Annotated in this window: 23 protein-coding genes; 7 read left to right on the top strand and 16 right to left on the bottom strand. The window is 64.9% G+C overall.

What is annotated here, in order from left to right; all coding sequences use genetic code 11:
* Nucleotide 1: 1 nt before the first annotated feature.
* The 11 genes from recO to rpoZ form a co-directional block, all read right to left on the bottom strand.
* Nucleotides 2–724 (bottom strand): DNA repair protein RecO, encoded by a 723-nt coding sequence (gene recO / locus NOG11_RS06530; RefSeq protein ID WP_256618903.1) that lies wholly within the window; start codon nucleotides 722–724, stop codon nucleotides 2–4.
* Nucleotides 725–970: 246 nt separating this feature from the next.
* Nucleotides 971–1,957 (bottom strand): GTPase Era, encoded by a 987-nt coding sequence (gene era, locus NOG11_RS06525; protein ID WP_305888952.1) that lies wholly within the window; start codon nucleotides 1,955–1,957, stop codon nucleotides 971–973.
* Complete coding sequence (gene rnc / locus NOG11_RS06520) at nucleotides 1,896–2,588, bottom strand: ribonuclease III (protein ID WP_256618901.1); 693 nt, start codon at nucleotides 2,586–2,588, stop codon at nucleotides 1,896–1,898. The genes era and rnc overlap by 62 nt, the downstream gene beginning before the upstream one ends.
* Before the next feature lie 17 nt (nucleotides 2,589–2,605).
* Nucleotides 2,606–3,379 (bottom strand): signal peptidase I, encoded by a 774-nt coding sequence (gene lepB, locus NOG11_RS06515; RefSeq protein ID WP_256618900.1) that lies wholly within the window; start codon nucleotides 3,377–3,379, stop codon nucleotides 2,606–2,608.
* Between the two features lie 3 nt (nucleotides 3,380–3,382).
* On the bottom strand, nucleotides 3,383–3,799 hold the full coding sequence (gene acpS / locus NOG11_RS06510) for a holo-ACP synthase (protein WP_256618899.1): 417 nt from the start codon (nucleotides 3,797–3,799) through the stop codon (nucleotides 3,383–3,385).
* Nucleotides 3,796–4,254, bottom strand: coding sequence for an endonuclease domain-containing protein (locus NOG11_RS06505; protein ID WP_256618898.1), 459 nt, complete (start codon nucleotides 4,252–4,254; stop codon nucleotides 3,796–3,798). Before NOG11_RS06505 ends, acpS begins: the two co-directional genes overlap by 4 nt.
* A 130-nt stretch (nucleotides 4,255–4,384) precedes the next feature.
* Nucleotides 4,385–5,221, bottom strand: coding sequence for a pyridoxine 5'-phosphate synthase (locus tag NOG11_RS06500; RefSeq protein ID WP_256618897.1), 837 nt, complete (start codon nucleotides 5,219–5,221; stop codon nucleotides 4,385–4,387).
* Entirely contained in the window at nucleotides 5,218–5,799 is a 582-nt protein-coding gene (gene pyrE, locus NOG11_RS06495; protein ID WP_256618896.1) for an orotate phosphoribosyltransferase, read from the bottom strand. The genes NOG11_RS06500 and pyrE overlap by 4 nt, the downstream gene beginning before the upstream one ends.
* The gene (locus NOG11_RS06490) at nucleotides 5,796–8,171 is read right to left on the bottom strand and encodes a RelA/SpoT family protein (RefSeq protein WP_256618895.1); all 2,376 of its coding nucleotides are present in this window, start codon (nucleotides 8,169–8,171) and stop codon (nucleotides 5,796–5,798) included. The genes pyrE and NOG11_RS06490 overlap by 4 nt, the downstream gene beginning before the upstream one ends.
* Entirely contained in the window at nucleotides 8,134–8,361 is a 228-nt protein-coding gene (locus NOG11_RS06485; protein ID WP_256618894.1) for a hypothetical protein, read from the bottom strand. The genes NOG11_RS06490 and NOG11_RS06485 overlap by 38 nt, the downstream gene beginning before the upstream one ends.
* Nucleotides 8,362–8,365: 4 nt before the next feature.
* Entirely contained in the window at nucleotides 8,366–8,731 is a 366-nt protein-coding gene (gene rpoZ, locus NOG11_RS06480; RefSeq protein WP_256618893.1) for a DNA-directed RNA polymerase subunit omega, read from the bottom strand.
* 283 nt (nucleotides 8,732–9,014) lie between these two features.
* Between rpoZ and NOG11_RS06475 the strand changes: the two genes are divergently transcribed.
* On the top strand, nucleotides 9,015–9,752 hold the full coding sequence (locus NOG11_RS06475) for a queuosine precursor transporter (RefSeq protein ID WP_256618892.1): 738 nt from the start codon (nucleotides 9,015–9,017) through the stop codon (nucleotides 9,750–9,752).
* Here the strand turns inward: NOG11_RS06475 and NOG11_RS06470 are convergent.
* The 4 genes from NOG11_RS06470 to NOG11_RS06455 form a co-directional block, all read right to left on the bottom strand.
* Nucleotides 9,731–10,234, bottom strand: coding sequence for a type III secretion system chaperone family protein (locus tag NOG11_RS06470; RefSeq protein ID WP_256618891.1), 504 nt, complete (start codon nucleotides 10,232–10,234; stop codon nucleotides 9,731–9,733). The genes NOG11_RS06475 and NOG11_RS06470 overlap by 22 nt on opposite strands.
* A gap of 152 nt (nucleotides 10,235–10,386) precedes the next feature.
* Nucleotides 10,387–11,730, bottom strand: a complete 1,344-nt coding sequence (locus NOG11_RS06465; protein ID WP_256618890.1) for a DUF1501 domain-containing protein — start codon at nucleotides 11,728–11,730, stop codon at nucleotides 10,387–10,389.
* A gap of 2 nt (nucleotides 11,731–11,732) precedes the next feature.
* A complete protein-coding gene (locus NOG11_RS06460; RefSeq protein WP_256618889.1) occupies nucleotides 11,733–13,307 on the bottom strand; it encodes a DUF1800 family protein in 1,575 nt (524 codons plus the stop codon).
* Between the two features lie 367 nt (nucleotides 13,308–13,674).
* Complete coding sequence (locus NOG11_RS06455; protein WP_256618888.1) at nucleotides 13,675–13,926, bottom strand: accessory factor UbiK family protein; 252 nt, start codon at nucleotides 13,924–13,926, stop codon at nucleotides 13,675–13,677.
* A gap of 337 nt (nucleotides 13,927–14,263) precedes the next feature.
* On the opposite strand from NOG11_RS06455, the gene lgt reads away from it, so the two are divergent.
* The 5 genes from lgt to NOG11_RS06430 all read left to right on the top strand — a co-directional run bounded on the left by lgt (nucleotide 14,264) and on the right by NOG11_RS06430 (nucleotide 19,138).
* Complete coding sequence (gene lgt / locus NOG11_RS06450) at nucleotides 14,264–15,223, top strand: prolipoprotein diacylglyceryl transferase (protein WP_256618887.1); 960 nt, start codon at nucleotides 14,264–14,266, stop codon at nucleotides 15,221–15,223.
* The gene (locus tag NOG11_RS06445; protein WP_256618886.1) at nucleotides 15,220–16,323 is read left to right on the top strand and encodes a class I SAM-dependent methyltransferase; all 1,104 of its coding nucleotides are present in this window, start codon (nucleotides 15,220–15,222) and stop codon (nucleotides 16,321–16,323) included. The genes lgt and NOG11_RS06445 overlap by 4 nt, the downstream gene beginning before the upstream one ends.
* Nucleotides 16,320–17,078, top strand: coding sequence for a peptidoglycan editing factor PgeF (pgeF, locus tag NOG11_RS06440; RefSeq protein ID WP_256618885.1), 759 nt, complete (start codon nucleotides 16,320–16,322; stop codon nucleotides 17,076–17,078). Before NOG11_RS06445 ends, pgeF begins: the two co-directional genes overlap by 4 nt.
* A 413-nt stretch (nucleotides 17,079–17,491) precedes the next feature.
* A complete protein-coding gene (locus NOG11_RS06435; protein ID WP_256618884.1) occupies nucleotides 17,492–18,436 on the top strand; it encodes a ribose-phosphate pyrophosphokinase in 945 nt (314 codons plus the stop codon).
* Between the two features lie 51 nt (nucleotides 18,437–18,487).
* Nucleotides 18,488–19,138, top strand: a complete 651-nt coding sequence (locus tag NOG11_RS06430) for a DUF6624 domain-containing protein (protein ID WP_256618883.1) — start codon at nucleotides 18,488–18,490, stop codon at nucleotides 19,136–19,138.
* 226 nt (nucleotides 19,139–19,364) lie between these two features.
* Here the strand turns inward: NOG11_RS06430 and NOG11_RS06425 are convergent, their stop codons facing one another.
* The gene (locus NOG11_RS06425; RefSeq protein ID WP_256618882.1) at nucleotides 19,365–20,990 is read right to left on the bottom strand and encodes a S10 family peptidase; all 1,626 of its coding nucleotides are present in this window, start codon (nucleotides 20,988–20,990) and stop codon (nucleotides 19,365–19,367) included.
* Between the two features lie 137 nt (nucleotides 20,991–21,127).
* Between NOG11_RS06425 and NOG11_RS06420 the strand changes: the two genes are divergently transcribed.
* Nucleotides 21,128–22,936, top strand: coding sequence for an ABC-F family ATP-binding cassette domain-containing protein (locus tag NOG11_RS06420; protein WP_256618881.1), 1,809 nt, complete (start codon nucleotides 21,128–21,130; stop codon nucleotides 22,934–22,936).
* Nucleotides 22,937–23,048 lie beyond the last annotated feature (112 nt).

The raw sequence follows: 23,048 nt of genomic DNA, 5'->3' as shown, positions 1-23,048 counted from the left end.
TCTAAAGCCGCCGCACCAAACCAGCCCGCGCCTCGGGCAACTGCCGCCCGATAGGATGGAGCAGCCGCTCGGCCAAAAAGAACCCCGTCAGCTCGAGCGCTGCCTTCACATCACCCATCGTGGGCTCGCCCATGCCGATGAGGAAGGGCGGCAGGGGCAGGAGCTTGTCCTTATACGGCATGCCTGCCTCATAGGAGACGGCCCCGCCGGATTTCGGGCTGACAAAGCAGAGCTCCGCCCCGTCCTCCAAAAGCCGGTCCGTCGCCACGCAGCGGTCGAGGGTCAGGCCATGACCGAGGGAAGAGAGCAGCCCCAGCTCCCACTTGGCCAGGATAACGGGCCAGATGCCTTCCTGGGCGAAGGCTTCGAACAGCACCTCGGTCGCAGCGAAAAGGCCGGGCAGTCCCTCACCCTCGGGCAGCACATGCAGCAGCGTCTCCGCCGTGGCAGTCATGGCGCTAAGGGCCTTACGGTCGCCAAACACGGAGGAGGCACGCGGCGCGGTAAGATCGCAGTCGAAATGCCCCAGGCTGTCGACCGTCTTACCCTGCCAGCGGACCTCGACTCCGTTGCCGGTCTGCAGCATGGCGGCCTTGTTCTTCCCCTGCCCGCCATAGACCAGCGCGGAGGTTCGTCCGTGCTCCTCTGCGAAAACCGTCAGCAGGCTGTGGTTCTCACCCTGGGCGCGGCTCGTGAGGACGATGGCCTGGTCGCGCCAGGTCATAAAGGCGCGAAGCTAGATTGTACCGCCTCCCTCTCCCCGAGGGGGAGAGGGACCGAGGGTGAGGGGGCTTCGCAGGTGGTTTGCACAGCAAACGAAAAAGTTTGAGGGACCCTTTCGAACCGGAGAAGACTGAGGCTGCGGCAGCAGCAGATGGAGCAGTACGGCTTCGCCGATCCCCTCACCCAAAACCTGTCTTCGTCAGGTTTTGACCTCTCCCGCAGGCGGGAGAGGTAGACAGGATAAACCTCAAACATCGAGCCCCATGTTCCGCAGGCGCTCGCGCTCGTCGGCCCACTTCTCGCGGACCTTCACGTAGAGGAAGAGGTGCACCGTCTCGCCGAGCAGCTCCTGCAGCTCCTCCCGCGCAGCCTTGCCCACGGCGGCGATGGAGCGGCCCTTATGGCCGAGCACCAGCTTCTTCTGGCTGTCGCGCTCGACATAGATCGTCTGCTCGATCCTAAGCTCGCCCTTGCCGGTGCGGTCCCACTGGTCGGTCTCCACCGTCAGCGAGTAGGGAATCTCCTCATGGAGGCGCAGGAACAGCTTCTCTCGCGTCACCTCAGCCGCCATCATGCGGTCGTTGATGTCCGAGAGCTGATCTTCAGGGTAGAGATAAGATCCTTCCGGCATCTTGCCGACCAGGAAGTCGCGTAGCCCCTCCGTCCCCAGACCCTTCTTGGCAGAGATCATGAAGGTCTCGTCGAAGACCCCCTCCCCGTTCAGGCTCTCGGCCAGATGAAGGAGCGGCGGCCGGGGCATGCGGTCGATCTTGTTCAGTACAAGGACAGCGCGCCGCCCGCCCTGCTTCAGCCCCTCGATGATGCGGTCGGTGTCCTCGGCCGCCTTCATGGCCGCCCCGCTCGCGTCCTCGTTCATGGTGGAGAGATAGGCAGGTGCATCCACCAGGAGGAGGAGGACGTCCGAGCCCTCCACCGCGTCCCAGGCGGCGGTGACCATGGCCTTGTCGAGCCCCCGCTTGGGGTTGAAGATGCCGGGTGTGTCCACATAGACCACTTGCGTCTCGTCATGCATCGCCACGCCCCTGATCCGTGCACGGGTGGTCTGGACCTTGTGGGTGACGATCGAGACCTTGGCGCCGACCATGTGGTTGACGAAGGTGGACTTGCCCGCGTTCGGTGCGCCAAGCACCGCGACGACGCCGCAGCGCTGATCAGTCACCGGACCACACTCCCTCGCGCCGCAGAAGCACCAGCGCCGCCTCGGTCTGCGCATCGCGCTTGGAGCAGCCCTTGGCCTGCTCCGGTCTCAGCTTGCCGACGCGGACCTCGACGGTGAACTCCGGGGCGTGGTCGGGGCCGGTGCGGTCCACATCGGCGTAGGAGGGCGTGCCGTGGCCCGCGCTCTGCGCCCACTCCTGAAGCTCGGTCTTGGCGTCGCGGTGCTCGGCGGCGATGGCATCGAAGCGCTCGCCCCAGAAAAGGTCGTAGGCCGCGCGCGCCTTCTCCAGCCCGCCATCGACATAGAGCGCGCCGAGGAGCGCCTCCATGACATCGCCGAGGATGGCGTCGCGGTCGCGCCCGCCATTGTTCTCTTCTCCAGCCGACATGGTCAGCGCGTTGCCGAGGTCGAAGAAGCGGGCGGCCTCGGCGCAGGTCTCCTTGCGCACGAGCTGGTTGAGGCGCGGTGCGAGCTCGCCCTCGCTCATCTCGGGATAGCGGCGCCAGAGCGCCTCCGCCGTCAGAAGGCCCAGCACCCGATCGCCCAGGAACTCCAGCCGCTCCAGATCGGCGGCGTTCTCGGAGGAGACGCTGGAATGGGTAAGCGCCCGCTTCAGCAGGTCCCGATTCTTAAAGCTATGGCCGCAGGCCTTCTCTACGTCCTCGAAGGAACGGCTTGCGCCCATGGGAAACCTTTTGACTTCTATTCGACCTTGTCGCCGATCCTGCCGTAGCGCACGGCGACCGGCCATTTCCAGACTTCCCAGAACTTCGCGCGCCCGCCGTCAACCGAAAATGCCACCCGGCGGGCGCGGCCCACCAGCGCGTCATGGGGCACGAGTTGCACCATGGGCGTGCGGCTGTCGGCGCTCTCGTCGCGATTGTCGCCCATCATGAAGTAGAAGCCCTCGGGCACGCGCTTGGGCGGGGTGTTGTCGAGATCGCCCCGGTTGCCGTCGCACTCCTGGACGATATAGGTCGGGCCGCCGTCCGGCATGGTCTCCCGGTAGCGCCTGGCCGAGAGGTCACGGTCGGAACAGGTGGTCTCGCGGCTCTCGATCAGCTCGCGCTCCACCGCCTGGCCGTTGATGTGGAGGACGCCGCCGATCACCTGGACCGTGTCGCCAGGCACGCCGACGATACGCTTGACGTAGTCCTTGTTCTTGTCGCGGGCGTTCTTGAACACCGCCACCTCGCCCCGCTCCGGCATGTCGGAGAAGACCCGCCCCTCGGTGGGCATGCGCGTCAGGGGATAGATAAGCGACGCCTTGGAGTAGCCGTAGTCGATCTTGTCCACGAGGATGAAATCCCCGGTCATCAGGGTCGGCTCCATCGACGCGGAGGGGATGTTGAAAGGCTGGATGAAGAAGAAACGCACGAACAGGGTGATGCCCACAGCGATCACCACCGTCTTGGACACATCCCAGGCTTCCTCGGCCAGCGCACCCATGGAGCGCGTCTCTGAAGCTTCCGACATCGGCTATCCTATCTCTTGGCTGCCCTGCCTTACCGCGTAGAGGATGACAAAAGCCTGCGCCAGCGGGAAGTCGTCGGTTATCGTCAGGTGCACCTGGATTTCGTGCCCCGGCGGCGTCAGGACAGCCAGCCTTTCCGCGGCGCCGTTCGTCAGGTTCATGGTCGGGGCACCGCTCGGCAGGTTCACCACCCCCATGTCCCGCCAGAACACCCCCTGGCTGAGCCCGGTGCCCAGCGCCTTGGCCGTCGCCTCCTTGGCGGCGAACCGCTTGGCATAACTCGCGGCCCGGTTGCGGCGGCGGTCGGATTTGATGCGCTCGATTTCGGTGAAGCAGCGATGGGTGAAGCGCTCGCCGTGCTTCTCCAGAGTCTTCTCAACGCGGCGGATGTCGATGAGGTCGGAGCCGATGCCGATGATCATTGAGGGTTTCCCTCTCCCCAAATCTGAGATTTGGACCTCTCCCGAGGGAGAGGTGGGGCGCCACAACCTCTCCCTCGGGAGAGGTCCAAACTACGGCAGTAGTTTGGGGAGAGGGGCAGAAGATCGGCCACGAGAACTCTGATCCCCTCCATGACGCCTTCCGTATTCAGCAGCGCCTCGCGGTTCCAAACACGGACAACGGTCCAGTCTCGTTCTTCCAGCCATCTGGTCCGCTGCCGGTCGTAGTCCGCCCGTTCCTCGGCATGTTGCGAGCCATCGACCTCGACCGCGATTTTCAATGTCTCACATGCAAAATCGACGATGAAAGGTCCCACCGGCACCTGACGTTTGAACTTCACCCCTGTCTGATTGCGGCGAAGCTGCGCCCAGATCTTCCGCTCGGCATCGGTCTGCTTTCGCCTGAGCTTCCGCGCAAATTCCAACTGAGAAGCCATGCCCCTCTCCCGACATCGAAGATGTCGACCTCTCCCAAGGGAGAGGGAAAGCGCAAGTGGTTAGAGCAGCACGCAAAACCTCTCCCTGGGGAGAGGTCCAAATCTATTGATTTGGGGAGAGGGGAAGAAGCTAAAGCAGCATCCCCGTCCGAGCATCCGCGATCAGCTTCCGCATCTCCCGGATCGCGCCGTCGAGACCCATGAACACCGCTTCGCCGATCAGGAAGTGCCCGATATTCAGCTCCCGCACCTCGGGAATTGCGGCGATGTTTTGGACGTTCCAGAAAGTGAGGCCGTGGCCTGCGTGGACTTCGAGGCCAAGACTTTCCGCAAGCTCCGCCCCCTCGCGCAGCGCCGTGTGCGTCTCGGTCAGGGCCTTCTTGTCAGTGGCGAGGGCCGCCTCGGCATAGGTGCCGGTGTGAAGCTCGATCACGGGGGCGCCGAGCTGCGCCGCCATCCTGATCTGCTCCTCCTCCGGGTCGATGAAGAGCGAGACGCGCGCGCCCACGTCCGAGAGCCGTCTGATCGCAGGTTCCAGGCTCGCATGGTGGGTGGTGAGGTCGAGGCCGCCTTCAGTGGTGCGCTCCATGCGCCGCTCTGGGACTAGGCAGACCGCGTGAGGCTTCGTCCTAAGCGCGATCTCGACCATCTCCGGCGTGGCAGCCATCTCGAAATTGAGGGGGATGCTGAGCTCCGCCCGCAGACGCTCCATATCCTCGTCGCGGATGTGGCGGCGGTCCTCGCGCAGATGCGCCGTGATGCCGTCGGCGCCGCAGGCTTCGGCCAGCTTGGCCGCACGCACCGGGTCGGGGTGAGGCCCGCCGCGGGCGTTCCTGATCGTCGCCACGTGGTCGATGTTCACACCCAGACGGCAGGGCGGCGCGTCTTGCGCGGGGTTGCCGTCCTTCAGAACCTCCGAGCGCGGAAGCCCGGTCTTGGCCCAGGGGTTGCCGCCCTCGCCCGTCATGCGAGGCCCCTGCTGCCGGGCTTGACGGCAGGCGTGTCCTTCAAATGCTTGGGTAGATCGTCAGGCGCATAGGTAGCGATGTCGAGCTCCGCCAACGGCAGAAGCGGCACGCCGAGCTCCGCCTTGCCGCCCGAGCGGTCGATAAGACACGCCACGCCCAGCACCTCGCCGCCCGCTTTCTGACAAGCCTCAACGCATTCGCGGGCGGAGAGACCCGTGCTGACGATGTCCTCGACCACGATGACTTTCTGACCCTTGTCCAGGCCGAAGCCGCGGCGGAAGGTGAACTCGCCGCCCTCACGCTCCGTATACATGAAGGGCAGGTCCATGGCGCGCGCGGTTTCATAGCCGAACAGGATCGCCCCCATGGCAGGGGCCACCACAGCGCTCGGCTTCTCCTTCAGCCCACCGATCATCTCCGCCAAAGCGCGGCCAAGCCTCTCGGTAGGCTCGGGGTAGCGGCTCACCAGCGCCTTGTTGAGATAGGTGTCGGCGTGCCTGCCCGAGGACAGGATGAAGTGCCCCTTCAGCAGCGCACCGCACTCCTCGAAAATCCTGAGAACCTCGTCCTTGTTCATCGTATCCCTTCCGAGCGCCTGGCATCGACCACCAGGTCCGAGCCGCGCAGCGCCGTCATCACATTGGCCAGGTGCTTGGCGTCCTGCACCGCGAACTCCACCCGAAGGTCCGAGAACTGCACCTCGCGGTTCTCCACATGGAGGTCGTGAATGTCCGCCTCGTATTTCGCCAGCAGCGAGCCGATATGGCCGATGGCGCCGGTGCGGTTGGTCACGGTCACCACCACCTCGACCACATAGGACGCCTCCGGATCGTTGCGCCAGGCAAGGTCGATCCAGTCGCCGCTCTCGTCGGAGAGGTTGGGACAGTCGATCCGGTGCACACAGATATGCTGCTCGTCATCGGAGCGCACACCGATGATCCGCTCCTCAGGCAAGGGGCGGCAGGTGGCGCAGAAGATGAGGCCTGCGCCCCGGCCTATCCCCTCGATCGACACCGCGCGCGGGCTGACCATCTGGCCGGGCTCCACCGGCCTGCGGTTGGCCTTCAGGGTGGCCCGGAGGTTGGGGTAGACCTCGTCGATCACCGCGACGTCGGACACTTCAAGACGCCCGACAGCCTCAAGAAGCGGCTTCAGCCCCCTGAAACCCATCCGTTTCGCGGCCTCCCTCACCGCGTCGGGCGAGTACGGAACGTCGTGGGTCTCGAACCCGGCACGCAGGATGCGCTGGCCGAGGGCATGCTGCTCCTTGGCAGCAAGCTCCCGTAGCCGCTTGCGCAAACGAAGCTTGGCCGAGCCGGTCACCGCATAGGCCTCCCAGCCTTGAGGGATCGGCGCGTCCTTGGACCGCAGCACCTCAACCACGTCGCCATTGCGAAGCTGGTGGCGGTTGGGCCGCAGGATGCCGTTGACCTTCGCGCCGGAGTAGCTGTCGCCAATATCCGTATGCAGCGCATAGGCGAAGTCGATAGGCGAGGCCCCCACGGGCAGGCTGATCACCCGGCCCCGCGGCGTGAAGCAGAAGATCTGATCGCGGTAGAACTCGAGCTTGGCCGTGCGCAGGAGCTCCGCCACGCCGCTGCCCGTCTCGACCGAGCTCACCGTGCGGCGCAGCCACTCATAGTCGTTATAGTGCTCGGACCCCGAAAGCTCCACGCTGCCCGAGGAGGAACGTGCCGAACGGTCCTTGTACTTCCAATGGGCCGCGATGCCGCGCTCGGCGGCGTCGTGCATCTCCTTGGTGCGGATCTGGATCTCCGCCTTCTGGCTGCCTTCCTTCTTGGAGAGAAGCACCGCCGTGTGGATGGAGCGGTAGTTGTTGGGCTTCGGCGTCGAGATATAGTCGTCGAACTCGCCGGGGATCAGGCGGTAGTTCTGGTGGATAACCCCCACCGCTTTGTAGCAGTCCTCGACCGTCGGCACGATGACGCGGAAGGCGTAGATGTCGGCCAGCTCCTCGAAGAGCTGCTTCTTGCGCTGCATCTTTCTCCATACGGAGAAAGCGCGCTTCTCGCGGCTGGTGATCTCCGCGTCGATGCCTGCCTTGGCGATCTCGGCGCGCAGGTTCTGCGCCAAGGCGACGACGTCGGAGACCGAGCGCTCGACCATGCGCTGCAGGCCCTCGGTGATCGCCTTGTAGTCGTCGGGACGTAAGTAATAGAAGCTGAGGTCTTCGAGCTCCTCGCGGAACTTGTCGATGCCGATGATCCGCGCGAGCGGCGCGTAGATCTCCATCGTCTCTAGGGCGATGCGCTGACGCTTCTCCGGCTTCTTGATGTGGTGAAGCGTGCGCATGTTGTGCAGCCGGTCGGCCAGCTTGACCAGCAGCACACGGACATCCTTGCAGGTGGCGAGGATGAACTTGCCAAAGTTCTCCGCCGCGCCGTCCACATCGGCGGGCAGCTCCTTCTTGGCGATCTTGGTGAGGCCATCGACGAGGCCCGCGATCTCGCCTCCGAACTCGCGCTTGATGTCGGCGACCGTGGTGTCGGTGTCCTCGACCACATCGTGAAGCAGACCCGCCGCCACGGTGACGGGGTCGAGCTTCATCTCGGCGAGGATGGCCGCCACCGAGACGGGGTGGCTGAAATAGGGGTCGCCCGATGCCCGAAGCTGGGTGCCGTGCGCCCGGTAGGCATAGACATAGGCCTTGTTGAGAAGGTCCTCGTCGAGGTCGGGGTCGTAGGCGCGGACCAGCTCCACCAGTTCGAACTGGCGGACGACGGCGGGGCCGCGCCCTACCGGCGGCGGCGGGTAACCCGCCTCAACAGCACCCGAAACAGCTTGGCCCGGAGCTGCAGCTTTCGTCCCCTGAGAAACCCCCTCTTGCGACGCACCCTTTGGATGCGGCTCAGCGAGGCGCCCACGCGACGGCGCTGAATGCGGCGGCGCCTCACGGCCGGTCTCGGTCTTGGGTTTCGTCTTCGCCATCGCCCTTGATGTTGGCAGAACGCGCCCGCGACGCAAGCACGCTGGCGACCAGGAGAAGGAAGATCGGCGTGAGCAGCAGCCAGGAAGGCAGCTCGCCGCTCACACCCAGGACGCCGGGGGCCAAGAGCACGGCGCTCAGGACCAGCGCCAGCACCACCGCGATGAGCCGCAAAAGGCCCGGCCCCTTCATCACCTTACTTGTTGGAAGGCGACAGCGGCGCCATGCCGCTCTGCTGCAGGGCGGCGAGCAGGTCGTCCTCGGACACCTGGTCATGCTCTGGCAGGTCGGCCTTCTCGGCGGCGATGCCTTCGGCCTCGTCCGGCTCGTCCACGTCGAGCTGGGTCTGCAGCGAGGTGACGAGGTCCTCTGTGATCTCGTCGGAGGTGATCTTGTCGGCGGCCAGCTCGCGCAGGGCGACGACGGGGTTCTTGTCGCGGTCGCGGTCCACCTCGGGCGCGGAGCCGGAGGCGATCATGCGCGCCCGGTGGGCGGCCAGGAGGACCAGATCGAACCGGTTGTCGACCTTCTCGATGCAGTCTTCGACGGTGACGCGCGCCATATGAACTCCGTGGGAATGAGGAAAGCGCCCGCCACTAGCGCGAGTGCGGCAAGGGCGCAAGTGCTTAGCCGCTGGTTCTGCGTCCCCTCCCCCTCAGCCTGCCGGCAGCTCCCCCTCTAGAGGGGGAGCAATACAAAGAGCACGCAGTGGTTCTGTTTTCCTCCCCCACTCTGTGGGGGAGGTGCCCGGAGGGCGGAGGGGGCTGCAGCGGCAAAAGCTTCTCCCTTGATCCCGCACGGCGTCCCCTTCAGTCACGGAATTAATCGGAAGTCACGGACCAGCAATGAGCACCATTCGAACCCTCACTGAAGCTGAAGCAGCCAGCCACCCCTTCCGCTTCTTCGACTATCTCCTGGCCGCCACCTGCGTGATCGTCGTCTGCTCGAACATCATCGGGGCGGGCAAGGTGTCGGCCCTGCCCCTGCCTTTCGGCCTGCCGGACTTCCCCTTCGGGGCAGGCGTCCTCTTCTTTCCCCTCTCCTACGTACTCGGCGACGTGCTGACGGAGGTCTACGGCTTCACCAAGGCCAAGCGGGCTATTAGAGCCGCGACCGCAGCGGCGCTGTTCGCAGCACTCATGGCGGGCTTCATCACCACCATTCCGCCAGCGGAGGGTTGGAACACCGATCTCGGCGGCATCGACCGGCAGACGGCGTTCGCCAGCAGCTTCGGTCAAGCGCCGCGCATCGTCCTCGCCTCGCTGGCCGCCCTCTATATCGGCGAGATCGTCAACGCGCGCGTCATGGCGATGATGAAGGCGGGCGGCGGCTCGAAGCTCTGGCAGCGGACGATCGGCTCCACCGCCGTGGGGCAAGCGGCTGACAGCCTGATCTTCTACCCCCTCGCCTTTTTAGGGGTCTGGGAGATCAGCCTGGTGCTGCAGGTGATGGTGACCAACTACCTGCTCAAGGTCCTATGGGAGGCGATGCTGACCCCCCTTACCTACAAAGTCATCGGTACGCTGAAGAGGTCGGAGGGCGCCGAAGTGACCGCCGTCCCTCAGGCCGTGCCCGCAGGCTGAAGAACCGCCGCGGCGATGGCTTCGGAGGCATCCTTGCCGCCCCAGACCACGTAGTTGAAGGCGGGGTAGAACTGCTCGAACGCGTCCCTCGCCCCGCGCAGCAGCGCTTCGGCCTGGCCAGCGCTGATGCCGTGACCGGGCTCCAGCACCGCGCCGTTGCGGTAGACCAGCGAGCCGTCCTCCTCCCACAGATCGAAATGGCCGAGCCACAGGCGCTCATTGATCTGCGCCATGAGCTTCAGCACTTCGGGCTTACGGATGGGCGGCACTTTGATCTCCAGCGGCGCGCCGACCTGCAGTACGCCCGCCTCCTCCCGCCAGGAGAACCACAGCGAGATGTCGCGCCAGGAACCGGCCAGGCACAGATGCACTTCCGTGTCGTCGACCCGCTGCGCGTCCAGGTCCTTGGCGTGAGCGAGGCTCTCGATCATGTCGATGGGGTCCGCTTCGATGCCTTGGAATCCGATCGTGTCCAGCGTCATGCTAGTCTCCTGAACGAGGGCCTGCCCCTCAACTCTTGCCATAGGGGGATGACTCGCCGCGCGAGCCAACCGCCCTGCCCAACGAGTTAGACACAAGGCCCACGGAAAGATTCCCGAGCTGTGGATAACTCGCGGCGGAACCCTCCCCGCCGCTAGAAGAGGTCCACAGCGTTGGGGTCGAAGCGCGAGAGGTTCGGAAACACCTGGTTGATCCCCGCCTCGTCCACACCGAACCAGCGGCCCAAAGAGGCACCGTACTGCTCCACGGAAAGGGTCGGGATCAGCGCACCCCTCCTCCAGTCCTGATCGTGCCCCACTTCATAAGGAGGCATCTCCCCAATCACCCTGCCTCCGCGCACAGCACCCCCGACAACGCAGTGATGCGAACCCCAGCCGTGATCGGTACCGGTGACGTTACCCTGCAGCGTACGACCGAAATCCGTAATGGTGAACGCCGTGACCTGCTCATCCATGCCGATCGACTGCATCGCTCGGTGGAACCCCTTCAGGGCTGTGGCCAGTTTTCTCTGCAGCCCTGGAAGAACGTCGAACTGGTCACGGTGCGTATCGAAACCCCCGAACGTTACATGGAAGATCTGGCGATCAAAACCGAAGGTCGCGCTGTCGGCGATAATATCGGCTACCATAGCCAAACGTTCAGCTAGCAGGTTTTCTTCCTGATCAATCTGCTGTCCTACCGTCCCTTCCAGAAGCGGACGGCGAAGCATCAACGACACGTCGTAGGCGTTGTTCTGAGCTTTCAGCACTTCGCGCATGAACATATTGTCCATTGTGCGACCGGTTTTCCGGTAGTGCTTGCGCAGAAGTGCAGGCAGTTCAGTCGAGCCGAAAACTTTGCTGTCTTCGAAGCCATCAGGCAGCCGGAGGTTACGCCTGCTCATCGTGAAGCCGACCGTATCAGCTCCTGCTACCATCGGACTGCTTTCGCCGATGGTGACCCTCGCTGCCGGTGAGTCCTCGGGGAAGAAGTCCATGAGCCTTCCCAACCAGCCAGAGGGTGCACCATCGAAGCCACCGGTCTTCCAAACCGAGCGTTGATCGTTGTGCGACCCAAGACGGTCAGGCACAATTCCTGTCCGCGGGCTGAAATCGGCGGCACTGGTAGGGCCGTTGAGGGGTCCGGCGTTCGAAACGATCGCTAGGGCGCCTTCTTGATAGAGTTCATGCAGCTCCTGTAGTTCAGGGGCGAAGCCTACGGACGTGCCTTCTGCATTATTCAGTCCAAGAAGGAGCGAACGCTCCCTGGTACCCTTGGAGGCCTCCAACATCGAAGCCCGAAGATCGACCCAGCGGCTGTAGTCAGACGCCGTCGTCGGGATCAGGAAATCATGCGTATCGGTTCCGCCGACGAGGGTAATGCAGACGAGAGCTTTATAGCTGGAACCTGCGGCCAATGCCCGTTGAGGTGCCCATCCCGCGCCAGCCGCAGCAGCCGTGCCGAGAGCGCCCTTCAGAAAGTTTCGTCTACTCGTCATAACTACCTCTGCACAATGTATTGAGGGGTGCTGGCAAAGAACCGGACAGCAACCCGGATTCGATTCTCGAGCTGTCCGTCAGTCAGATCAGCAGGCTCTCGACCGTTTCCCACCGCTATGATCATGTCGAGGAGAAGTTGTTTGTCCTCCTCTGGAAGAGTTCCGTAGGTGAACAGAACATCCAGTCGATCCGCTAGAAGTTCTGGCGTGCGGGCAAGTTCTACGAACCTCACCGCGTCATACTCGTCCAGACCGTTCTCACGCACGTTCTCCAGAATCCGGTCGGGTGCGTTTCGGTCGACAGAGAGAATGTGCTCCGCCGTAAGAATTTCCATCTCGGGCGCAACCAAGCCCTTGGCCGACATCTCGGTACCGGAAGGCACGAAGGTGGAGCGAAAGTCGTTGAAGACCGACGAAGCTTCGAAGAAGCGATGGTTGCTGAGAGCCCAGTCGAAGCGGAGCCGCCCGATCTCAGGCAGAAGCCCCGACTGCGAAACCGGTCCCATCTTCGCAAACACACGCAGGATCTGAAGCTGGCGTAGACGGGTAGAGCGAACCTTACCGTACTCGTCCTCTGCTGCGATCTCGGCGTCCCGTGCTTCAGGATCAAAGATCACGGCACCCATTGTCGCACTGAGGTCACAGCGGCGCCCCTCCCCCACGACCGTGCCATCGGGAAGCGTGTAACTGCCTGTCTCGAAGGCGCGCGATACCCGCTCCACGTAGGAAGGGGTCGGGTTCGACCGAATGAAGTGTTGAATGAGCCTCTTACTGATGAACGGGGCTACGTTAGAATGGCCGAGAATATGCGAGAGCGCAGCTTCCCGACTTCTCGTCGCGTCCGCTCCAGTATCCAAGACCGTTCCAAGGAAGGCTTTAGGGCCTCCCTCATGGTACTGATTATCGACTGTCATAGCGATATCAGCATCAGGGTCATCCGGACGATCGGAGAAGTTCGTAAAGTACGCGGAGAAGCCGGTAAAGACTCTGGCGAGTCCTTCGATATCATCGTTGTTGTAAGTAGGGCTGCCTGTCGGGGTACCATCAAGGTGAAGCTCGTCGAGACCGATGGTGAACAGTTGAAGCAGTTCGCGTGCGTAGTTTTCGTCTGGTGCGCTTCCGAGGGCCGGATCAGCCTTCCTGTTCTGATGAAACGATAGGTACAACGCCATCAGCGGATGTTCTGTCACCCCCTCCACGAGGTCACAGTAGTTACCCAATGATTCTTCATGAAGCAGGTCGAGGTAGTCGGCGAAGTGACGCTTTCGCAGACGGGATGAGTTATCCTCGAACGATACTACTAGGATCTGACTAAGCGCATCGACCATCCGCCAACGGAGCTGTGCGTCGCTGCGCAGCGCGTTGTCCGTGAACATAGCTTGGTGATAACGGACGTCGTTGTCGCCACCCGCTTCGATGTGACTATCGTAGCGCCCCAGTGCATTGAAGTTGTCATCGAGCGACACCTGCCGCTTGAACCACTCCGTGTACCCTAGTTGCTGCAGCTCAATAACGTCCTCAGGCCTAGGACCGAACGTCGTCTGCACAAGGAAGCGCGAGGCCTCCGTTTCGCTCATCTTGGGGTTGGTCGCAGGCTCCGGGAACTTCGTTGGCTGAACGAAGGGTTCCTCGGCGACAGGCGGCGGGACTGGTGAAGGTGCCGGTGTCGGCGAAGGGACTGGGTCGCTTGGCTCGGGGTTAGAAGGCACCGGGTTGGACGGCGCAGGACTACCAGGCGCAGGGTTGGACGGCTGCGTGGGCTGCGGCTCTTCCGGGGTCGGGGCCAGCACTGGCTCCTCCGGCAGTACGGCCGTCTTGCAGGCCGCTGCCAGAACCAAAAGAGACACGGCGCCTAAGCGTTTCGTCCACATCCGTCACCACCATCGGGACCGCGGGGGCCCCGCCTTGGGCGGCGAACGGAAAGGGTGACTGCCTCGCTAGAAGCTAGGCGGAGCCCTTCTCCACCCTGAGGGCGGCAAGCTCTGCCTTGAGCGCGTCGACCTCCTCGCGAAGGAGCACGGCCATCTCCTGGACGGTCTCGAACTCCTCGCGGGTGACGAGGTCCTGGTCGGCGAGATAGCGTTGCAGCTGGCTGGAGAGGGCCGTTTCGGCCTCCCGCCTGACACCGTTGATCGTCCCTGCGGTTTCGGCGATCAGCTTCGCCACGCCGTCGAACACCGGTGATCTGGTCTGCATGTCCCGCCTCGATCCTTGTCTCACTACGGATAGGCAGAAGCTCCCAAACTCCTGCTCCCGTCAAGGATCATTTCAGCGCAAGTCTCCCTGGTCTCCTCTCACCGCCTACTTCTCACAAAGGCGCGCCCCGAAGGCCGCGCCGCTCCCGCGGGACGGCGCCTGAGGCTTTCGTCCCAGGCTCGGTGATAGGCTAACGGGTTTGACAGCCAGGAAAGATGAGCGGGAAGACTGAAGGGTCGCTGATAACGACTTGCTAGGTATAAACTCCCAAGGCCCCCGTCTGGACAAAGGGCGTAAAACCCTTTCTCCCACCGGCGGAGCAGCGTTAAGGCGAGGCATGAGCTTTCCAGAGATCGACCCGGTCCTTATTCACTTGGGACCACTTCCCGTTCGGATTTACGCCCTTGCCTATATCGTCGGGATCATCCTCGGCTGGAGCTATCTCGGACGGCTTCTCAGGCAGCCGCAGCTCTGGAACCCGCGCGGCTCGATCAGGAACCCTGGCTCCCCGCCCCTGGACAAGGAGAAGCTCGACGATTTCGTCACCTGGATCATCCTGGGGGTGATCCTCGGCGGGCGTCTGGGCTTCGTTCTCTTCTACCGTCCCGAGTTGATCGTCGAGCCGCCTAGCGCCTGGCCGCAGATCTTCGGTGTCCCCATCTGGACGCCCTTGGCCATCTGGACCGGCGGGATGAGCTTCCACGGCGGCCTTTTGGGCGTGGCCGTGGTCACCTTCCTCTTCGCCCGCAAGAGGGGCACGGACCCCTTGCGCATCGGCGACCTCCTCGCCTGCGCCGCGCCCATCGGGCTCTTCTTCGGAAGGCTCGCCAACTTCATCAATGCCGAGCTCTACGGCCGCGCCACGGACGGGCCGATGGGCATGGTGTTCCCCAAGCTCTATGACAGCGAGCGGGGCGAGTGGCTCTACGGTCCCGAGGACGGTCCCGGCCTCTACCCCCGCGAGGAGTGGATCGAGACCGGCCAGGCCGTCGCCCGCCATCCGAGCCAGCTCTACGAAGCAGCCCTCGAAGGTCTCCTCCTCTTCATCCTTCTGCGGATCGCGGTCACCCGCTTCCGCATCCTGCGCTTCAAGGGGGCGGCCACCGGCCTCTTCCTCGCGGGCTACGGCCTCGCCCGCTTTACCGTGGAGTTCTTCCGCGAGCCGGACAGCTACGCCGCCACCTTGGGCTTCCTGACGAGGGGTATGCTGCTCTCCCTGCCGATGATCGTTCTCGGCCTCTTCCTCTTCTACCGCGTCCACCCCAAGCTCGGCGGACCCAAGGGAGCGAAGGCATGAGCGAGGCCGAGCGGACGCCGCTGGAGGAGCGCCTGGTCAAGCTGATCGAGGACCACGGGCCGATCAGGGTCGGCGACTTCATGACCGACGTGCTGGTCCATCCCCAGCACGGCTACTACTCCACCCAGGCCGCCCTCGGCGCGACCGGCGACTTCACCACCTCCCCCGAGATCAGCCAGATCTTCGGCGAGCTCGTGGGAAGCTGGCTCGTCCATGCCTGGGAGTCGATCGGCGCGCCGTCCGCCTTCAGCCTGGTCGAGATGGGCCCCGGCCGGGGCACGCTGATGGCCGACATCCTGCGCGTGGCCAAGGTCAGGCCGGCCTTCCTCAAGGCGGTCCATGTCTACATGATCGAGGCGTCGGGCCGGATGCGCTACGCCCAGAAGCGTCTCCTCCATGACGCGGGCATCAGGATCACCTGGGCCGACAAGCTCGAGGACGTCCCCCCTGGCCCGGTCCTGATGGTCGCCAACGAGTTCTTCGACTGCCTGCCCATCCGCCAGTTCATCCGCACCGCCGAGCGCAGCGACAGCCCCTGGCGCGAGCGCCTCGTGGGGCTCGACGAGGAGAAGAACCTGGTCTTCGTCCTCTCTCAGGACGCCTATACCGACCGTGAGGGCATGCCCCAGGGCGCTCAGCCCGAAAGCATCTTTGAGATCTCCGCCGAAAGCGGCGCCGTGGTCAGCGAGATCGCGAGCCGCCTGTCCGAGACCAAGGGCCGTGCCCTGATCATTGATTACGGCCATGGCCGCTCTGGCTATGGCGACACGCTCCAGGCCATGCGCGACCACAAGCCCTGGCCCGTCCTCAAGACGCCGGGCCTCGCCGACCTCACCGCCCATGTGGACTTCGCCGCCCTCGCCCGTCACGCCAGGCGCGAGGGTCTGCGCGTGGACGGTCCCGTCCGCCAGGGGGACTTCCTCGAACGTCTCGGCCTCAAGGTGCGTCTGGAGACCCTGGAGAAGGCCGCCTCCGACAGCGCGCGCGAGAACCTGCGCAGCGGCGCCCTGCGTCTCGTGGACCCCAAGGGCATGGGCAGCCTCTTCAAGGTCCTCTCCCTCTCCTCCCCCGGCAGCCAGGTCCCCCCCGGCTTCGAATGACGGCGTTCTACGACAGCTCGCCTCATTTATCCTCCCCCCACGGAGCGTTCCGGCGCGAGGGCGGGGTCTCGACCGGCATCTATGAGGGGCTGAACGCGAGCTACCACTCAGGCGACGACCGGCAGGCAGTGGACGAGAACCGCCGCCGCATCAGGGAGGCGCTCGGCGCGGACCACCTCATCGCCGCCAAGCAGGTCCACTCGGCGAAGGTCGTCATCGCCGACGCTCTGTGGAAGGAGGAGGACCGCCCCGAAGCGGACGCCATCGTTACGACGAAGCCGGGCCTCGCCGTGGGTGTCCTCACCGCCGACTGCGTGCCCATCCTCTTCGAGGCGGAAGGGATGGTCGCGGCGGCCCACGCAGGGTGGCGGGGCAGCCTTCTTGGCATCATCGGCAACACGGTGGACCGGATGGCGAAGCTCGGCGCGGAGAGAGCCGCTATCCGTGCTTTGATCGGTGCTCATCTCCGGGGCGAGAGCTTCGAGGTGAAGGAGGACCTGATCGAACAGGTCCTCGCAGCCTACCCCGATGCGGAGCGCCACTTCTATGCAAAGGACGGCAAGACCTTCTACGACCACACCGGCTTCGTGCTCGACCGGCTGCGCGAAGCGGGCATCGAGGAGAGCCGCATTGTCGACCTAGGCGGCGACACGCTGGCCGAGCCGGACCGCTACTTCAGCTACCGGGCCTCCCAGCGCCGAGGCGAGCCGAAGACCGGCCACAACATGACCGCGATCTGCTTGCCGAAAGAGTGAGTGCAGCGCTCACCTCTCCCACCGGGAGAGGTTGAGCCTGCCTAAGCAGGCTTCGGGTGAGGGCCTTCTAGGCACCGAGGTCAGCCTCCCCGGTTCGGTAGTTTCTCAGTTCGAAGGTTCCGCAGGTACCGCCTCCCTCTCCCGCCTGCGGGAGAGGGACCGAGGGTGAGGGGGGTTCTGAGCGCAGGTCTCAGAACAAGTGTGGCAGGACGGCTTCGCCGATCCCCTCACCCAAAACCTGACAATGCCAGGTTTTGACCTCTCCCGTGAACGGGAGAGGTGGTCCCTGAGCAAATCTCCCAATTTAAGTTCGTACTGACCCACTACCCCCAGTTCCGTGTTCTTGACTCCTGACACATCACCGACACAAACGCCCCTCACCGGCCAGAGACAAGCCCGAAGGAAGCGCCCCCATGAAGATCATCGCAGGCAACTCGAACCTCCCCCTGGCCCAGGCGATCTCCAGGCGGCTCGACGCCCCGGTCTCCAAGGCCACCATCCAGCGCTTCGCCGACAGCGAGGTGCACGTGGAGATCAACGAGAACGTCCGCGGCGAGGACGTCTTCGTGCTCCAGTCGACCTCCAGCCCCGCCAACGACCACCTGATGGAGCTCTTGATCATCATCGACGCGCTGGCCCGCGCCTCGGCGAGCCGGATCACCGCCGTCATCCCCTATTTCGGCTATGCCCGTCAGGACCGGAAGGCAGGCCCTAGGACACCAATCACCGCCAAGCTGGTGGCGAACCTCATCACCACCGCCGGCGCCGACCGTGTCCTGACGATGGACCTTCACGCCGGGCAGATACAGGGCTTCTTCGACATCCCCACCGACAACCTCTACGCCACCCCCGTGATGGAGGAGTTCATCCGCCGCCAGCGCGGGGACGACCTCTCCAACACCTGCATCGTCTCCCCCGATGTCGGCGGCGTGGTGAGGGCGCGGGCGCTGTCCAAGCGCCTGGGCGACCTGCCCCTGGCCATCGTCGACAAGCGCCGGGAGCGCGCAGGCGTCTCCGAGGTCATGAACATCATCGGCGACGTGAAGGGCATGGACTGCATCCTCTTCGACGACATTGCCGATTCGGGCGGCACGCTGGTCAACGCCGCCACCGCGCTGGTCGGCCAGGGCGCCACCTCGGTGGAGGCCTATGTCAGCCACGGCGTCCTCTCCGGCGAGGCCGTCAGCCGCATCGACGGCTCCGAGCACCTGCGCAAGCTCGTCATCACCGACTCGATCGGCGACGATGGCCGCCGCAAGGACGCCAGCAAGATCGACGTCATCTCCGTCGACCGCCTCCTCGCCGAGGCCATCCGCCGGATCGCCAACGAGGAGAGCGTCTCCTCGCTGTTCGACTAAGCCGCGCCGCACCGCTAGGCTGCCGGCTCGTCCAGCCAGCCGGAGTGTTCGATGCTGCTTGCTCTTCTGTCCCTGCTTCTGTTCGCGGAACCCGAGCCCGCCTCGATGGAGGAGGTGCTAGATAGTGCGGAGCCCTACCGCGTGCGCGAACCCTCGCGAAAGGAGGTCAGGCAGGTGGGCCGCGATCTCAAACTGCGGGTGGAGGGGGATCAGGCACTGCGGGACCGCTATGTGGAGCTTCTCAAACTGAGCGGCCGACCTGCCGTTCAGGCCGACATCCAAGTCCTCCGCGCCGAGATCTTGGCCGTGGATCAGGACAACACCGCCGCCCTCAAGACCTATGCGGAGCGGTACGGCTGGTTCCCCCGCTCGGTCTGGGACTGGCGGCCGGGCTGGAACGGCTGGCTCCTCGTCCAGCATGCGGATACTGACCCGACCTTCCAGGCCAGAGTCCTCGCCACCATCGCCCCGCTGGTCGAGGAGGGCGAGATCGGCATCAAGAACTACGCCTATCTCTACGACCGGGTGGCCAAGAACCACGGCGTCCGCCAGCGCTACGCGACCCAAGGCCGCTGCACGTCGCCCGGCATCTGGGAGCCGCTACCCCTAGAGGAGCCGCTGAAGGTGGACAGCCTACGGAACGAAGCGGGGCTCGAGCCGCTGGAGGACTACGCCGTGTACGAAGCGGAGAAGTGTAGGTAGGCTGAGGGAAAGTTGGCGATAGGTCCCGTTCGCTCGGCGCCCACCTCTCCCGCCTGCGGGAGAGGTCAACGGCTGCGTAGCAGGCTTTGGGTGAGGGCCTCGGCGAAGCCGTTCTACAGCGCGTGCCATGGACACCTGCGCTCAGAAGCCCCTCACCCTCGGTCCCTCTCCCGCGGGGCAGGAGAGGGAGGCGCTAGCGGCATCTGTCTTGCCTACAGATGCGAACCTACTCCCCAGCCTGCTGCGAGCCCCCGCTATCCGCTCGCTCTTCCTGCCGCCCCATGGAGGCAAAGAACTCCGCCGCATCCTCCGCAAACGCCTCCGAGCTCGCCCGGTGCATGTAGTACATGTGCCCGCCATAGTACGTGTCGAGACGAACATTGCTCCTGACCGCCTCGGGAATGCCGAGATTGTTCACGATATAGGCGGTCTCAAAATAGGGCGTCTGCAGGTCCATGGCGCCGTGGGTAATCCACACCTTGAGGTGCTTGTTCATGGTCAGCCCCTCGCGCAGCCGCATCGCCGCGGCGGGCGGCTGAGGCCGGTTGGGCGAGCCCACATAGTAGCGCCACGCCCCGCCGGTGGAGCCGGACAGGCTGTCATAGCGCCGGTCGGGCATCTCGAAGCCCACCTCCTCGGACAGGAAGCTGACGAGCCCCGCCCGGTAGGGACCGGAGAGGACGAAGAGCGGATCGCTCTGATAGCCGCTCTCATAGCGCTCCGGGTCCGGATCGGTCACCGCGACAGTCGCGTCGTAGATACCAACGAGCTGGCCCTTCTCGCGAAGGAGCTCGCTTGCGTATTCGGACTGGCTCACCCGCCCCCTCTGGGTACGGACATAGTCCTCGGGCAACCCTGTCAGCTCAGCGAAGCGCTTGAGGATCATCGCCTGCTCCGCCTGGGGCATCCGCTCGCCCTGCACGAGATAGCGGGCGAAGTCGGAGACGGCGAAATCCTCCGCCTCCGCCATGATCTCCTCCATCGCCTCGATGGTCGTGACCTTCTCACCGGAAAGCCCCTTGCCCTGGCTGGCGGCACTCGCCGCATAGCTTGGCACCCGCGAGATCCACGGCGCCGGATGGAGCCCGTCGCTGCGCCCGCCGAAGAGGTCGAACTTGGGCGAGATCAGCACCGAGCCCGACAGCGGCACGTCGTGCTCCTTGGGCAGCATCTGCGCCAGCATGGCCGCGCGGAAGCCGCCATAGCTCTCACCGGCCACCACCACCGGCGAGCGGTAGCGGGCGTTCTCCGCCAGGTAGCGCTCGATGAACTCGCCCATGGCGGTGAGGTCGCCCATGACCGAGTGGTACTTGGCCGAGCCCTTGGCCTCGCCGCCCTGCATCTCCGCGCTCTCACCAACGAAGCGGGAGAAGCCCGTGCCGACGGGGTCGATGAAGACGAGGTCGGTATAAGGCAGCCAGCTATCGGGGTTGTCCTCGAGCCGGACGGGCGGCGGAGGCAGGTCGCCGTTTTCGGTGAAGGCGATCTTCATCGGCCCCAGCGCCCCCATATGGAGGTAGACCGAGGCCGCGCCAGGCCCGCCATTGAAGACGAAGGTGATGGGCCGTTCGGCCGCTTCCACATCCTCGCGCAGATAGGCGGTGTGGAAAATCTCCACCTCCGGCTCGCCCTCGGGGCCGAGGGGTAGGAAGCCCGCCTTGACCGTGTAGTCGAACGCCTCGCCGCCTGCCGAGTAGCGCAGCGTCGCCACGCCCTCTTCCGAAGTGATTTCCGCGCGCGAGCCGGTAGGCTCCGGCTTGGCAGCCTCCTGCACCGTAGGCGCGCTTGGCACGTCAGGCGCGGCGTCCGGCACGGCTTGCGCCGCAAGGGCGGCAGCGAGGGTCAGAAGCATGAGCGTTTCTCCCGTTTGCGCGGAAGGCTACGGGCAACGAGGCGGTAAAGCGAGACGAAAGGGGCGCTAGGGCTGCAACCGTAAGGTGCGGAGCGGAGGCTCTTGCGAAGCATAACGCCCCGCCCTACCCGTCCGAGATGGCCCCTCCCCTGTTCTCCCTGTCCGATATCGTCCTGACTTTCGGCGGTGATCCGCTCCTCAGCGGCGCCTCGTTGGAGGTGCGCGAGGGCGCGCGCATCGCGCTTGTGGGGCGCAACGGATCGGGCAAGTCCACCTTCCTCAAGATCGCGGCGGGCCTCGTCGAGGCGGACCAGGGGGACCGCACGGTCCGCTCCGGCGTCACCTTCCGCTACCTGGAGCAGGACCCTGACTTCACGAGCTTCCCAAGCGCCGAGGCGGTGGTGGCGGACGGCCTAGGCCCCCTCGATGACCCAGCCGATATAGGCCGCCTCCTCGGCGCGCTAGACATCGACCCGGCCGCTTCCCCCGCCCCCATGTCCGGCGGCGAGAAGCGCAAAGTCGCCATCGCCCGCGCTCTCGCCCCCCGGCCCGAGGTGCTGCTTCTCGACGAGCCCACCAACCATCTCGATCTCGAAACCATTCTCTGGCTCGAGGGCGAGCTGAAGCGGCGACGCGGCGCCCTCGTCGTTATCAGCCATGACCGGCGCTTCCTGGAGAACCTCACCACCGAGACCGTCTGGCTCGACCGCGGCACGACGAGGCGCCTCGGCAAGGGCTTCGGCGCTTTCGAGGCCTGGCGCGACACGGTCTTCGAGGAGGAGGAGCTCGCCGCCCACAAGCTCGACCGGCAGATCGCCCGCGAGGAGGACTGGCTGCGCTACGGCGTCACCGCGCGCCGCAAGCGCAATGTCCGCCGCCTGGCGAACCTCCACGACCTTCGCCGTCAAGCAAGCGAGCGGCGCGGGCCGCAGGGCTCCGTCGACCTTGCCGTCAGCGAGGCGGAAAGCTCCGGCAAGCTGGTCATCGAGGCGAAGGGACTCAGCTTCTCCTACGGCGAGCGACCCATCGTGGCGGGTCTCGACCTCAAGGTGGCGCGCGGCGACCGGGTCGGCGTCATCGGACCCAACGGCGCGGGCAAGACCACCCTCCTGAACCTCCTCCTCGGCACGCAGGACCCGGACCAAGGCACCATCCGCCACGGCACCAAGCTGGAGATCGTCGCCCTCGACCAGGAGCGCGGCGCGCTGAGAGAAGACATCCGCCTCATGGACGCCCTCACCGAGGGCCGGGGCGATCAGATCACCATCGGCGGCAAACCCCGCCACGCCCTCTCCTATCTCAAGGACTTCCTCTTCTCCCCCGAACAGGCCCGCCAGCCCGTAGCCGCCTTATCGGGCGGGGAGCGGGGCCGCCTCGCCCTCGCCATCGCGCTCGCCAAGCCCTCGAACCTTCTGGTCCTCGACGAACCGACCAACGATCTCGACCTCGAGACCCTGGACGTTTTGGAAGAGGCGCTGTCGGACTATCAGGGTACGCTGCTTCTCGTCAGCCACGACCGGGACTTTCTCGACCGGGTGGTCACCTCCACCCTCACCCCCGTGCCCGAGGAACAGCCGGGCCGCTGGCGCGAGTACCCCGGCGGCTATGACGACATGGTGCGCCAGCGCGGCTTCGCGGTCGCGCCTTCCGACGAGTCGCCGGCTAGACCGGCCAAAGCCAAACCCGCACCGGCCAAGCGAAAGCCCTCCGGCAAGCTCAGCTTCAAGGACAAGCACGCCCTCGAAACCCTCCCCGCACGGATGGAGGAGCTGGAGCGGATGATCGCCGAGCACGGCCTCGCCCTCGGCGATCCAGACCTTTTCACCAGGGACCCCGATGCCTTCAGCCGAGCACAAAAAGGCCTCACCGAAGCCCAAGCCGAGCTGGAGGCTGCCGAAGAGCAGTGGCTCGAGCTCGAGATGAAGCGCGAGGAGCTGGAAGGGTGAACCCGTAGGTCGGCTGCCCATCTCCTGACCGTTTGAAGGCGCAGCGCTTCCGGCAGCCGCATCCCAGCCCCGTAGGGCGGGCGGCGAAGCCGACCGCGTTCGAAGTGCGACG

This window comes from Parvularcula maris, from assembly GCF_024505085.1.
Lineage (GTDB): Bacteria > Pseudomonadota > Alphaproteobacteria > Caulobacterales > Parvularculaceae > Parvularcula > Parvularcula maris.
The sequence above is the reverse complement of the archived record's forward strand: the minus strand, read 5'-3'. Positions and strand labels throughout refer to the sequence as shown.

Bases quoted from the DNA above. Each gene is read 5' to 3' on its own strand.
- recO (WP_256618903.1), bottom strand. From the start codon at position 724: ATGACCTGGCGCGACCAGGCCATCGTCCTCACGAGCCGCGCCCAGGGT.
- era (WP_305888952.1), bottom strand. From the start codon at position 1,957: ATGCGCAGACCGAGGCGGCGCTGGTGCTTCTGCGGCGCGAGGGAGTGT.
- rnc (WP_256618901.1), bottom strand. From the start codon at position 2,588: ATGGGCGCAAGCCGTTCCTTCGAGGACGTAGAGAAGGCCTGCGGCCAT.
- lepB (WP_256618900.1), bottom strand. From the start codon at position 3,379: ATGTCGGAAGCTTCAGAGACGCGCTCCATGGGTGCGCTGGCCGAGGAA.
- acpS (WP_256618899.1), bottom strand. From the start codon at position 3,799: ATGATCATCGGCATCGGCTCCGACCTCATCGACATCCGCCGCGTTGAG.
- NOG11_RS06505 (WP_256618898.1), bottom strand. From the start codon at position 4,254: ATGGCTTCTCAGTTGGAATTTGCGCGGAAGCTCAGGCGAAAGCAGACC.
- NOG11_RS06500 (WP_256618897.1), bottom strand. From the start codon at position 5,221: ATGACGGGCGAGGGCGGCAACCCCTGGGCCAAGACCGGGCTTCCGCGC.
- pyrE (WP_256618896.1), bottom strand. From the start codon at position 5,799: ATGAACAAGGACGAGGTTCTCAGGATTTTCGAGGAGTGCGGTGCGCTG.
- NOG11_RS06490 (WP_256618895.1), bottom strand. From the start codon at position 8,171: ATGGCGAAGACGAAACCCAAGACCGAGACCGGCCGTGAGGCGCCGCCG.
- NOG11_RS06485 (WP_256618894.1), bottom strand. From the start codon at position 8,361: ATGAAGGGGCCGGGCCTTTTGCGGCTCATCGCGGTGGTGCTGGCGCTG.
- rpoZ (WP_256618893.1), bottom strand. From the start codon at position 8,731: ATGGCGCGCGTCACCGTCGAAGACTGCATCGAGAAGGTCGACAACCGG.
- NOG11_RS06475 (WP_256618892.1), top strand. From the start codon at position 9,015: ATGAGCACCATTCGAACCCTCACTGAAGCTGAAGCAGCCAGCCACCCC.
- NOG11_RS06470 (WP_256618891.1), bottom strand. From the start codon at position 10,234: ATGACGCTGGACACGATCGGATTCCAAGGCATCGAAGCGGACCCCATC.
- NOG11_RS06465 (WP_256618890.1), bottom strand. From the start codon at position 11,730: ATGACGAGTAGACGAAACTTTCTGAAGGGCGCTCTCGGCACGGCTGCT.
- NOG11_RS06460 (WP_256618889.1), bottom strand. From the start codon at position 13,307: ATGAGCGAAACGGAGGCCTCGCGCTTCCTTGTGCAGACGACGTTCGGT.
- NOG11_RS06455 (WP_256618888.1), bottom strand. From the start codon at position 13,926: ATGCAGACCAGATCACCGGTGTTCGACGGCGTGGCGAAGCTGATCGCC.
- lgt (WP_256618887.1), top strand. From the start codon at position 14,264: ATGAGCTTTCCAGAGATCGACCCGGTCCTTATTCACTTGGGACCACTT.
- NOG11_RS06445 (WP_256618886.1), top strand. From the start codon at position 15,220: ATGAGCGAGGCCGAGCGGACGCCGCTGGAGGAGCGCCTGGTCAAGCTG.
- pgeF (WP_256618885.1), top strand. From the start codon at position 16,320: ATGACGGCGTTCTACGACAGCTCGCCTCATTTATCCTCCCCCCACGGA.
- NOG11_RS06435 (WP_256618884.1), top strand. From the start codon at position 17,492: ATGAAGATCATCGCAGGCAACTCGAACCTCCCCCTGGCCCAGGCGATC.
- NOG11_RS06430 (WP_256618883.1), top strand. From the start codon at position 18,488: ATGCTGCTTGCTCTTCTGTCCCTGCTTCTGTTCGCGGAACCCGAGCCC.
- NOG11_RS06425 (WP_256618882.1), bottom strand. From the start codon at position 20,990: ATGCTTCTGACCCTCGCTGCCGCCCTTGCGGCGCAAGCCGTGCCGGAC.
- NOG11_RS06420 (WP_256618881.1), top strand. From the start codon at position 21,128: ATGGCCCCTCCCCTGTTCTCCCTGTCCGATATCGTCCTGACTTTCGGC.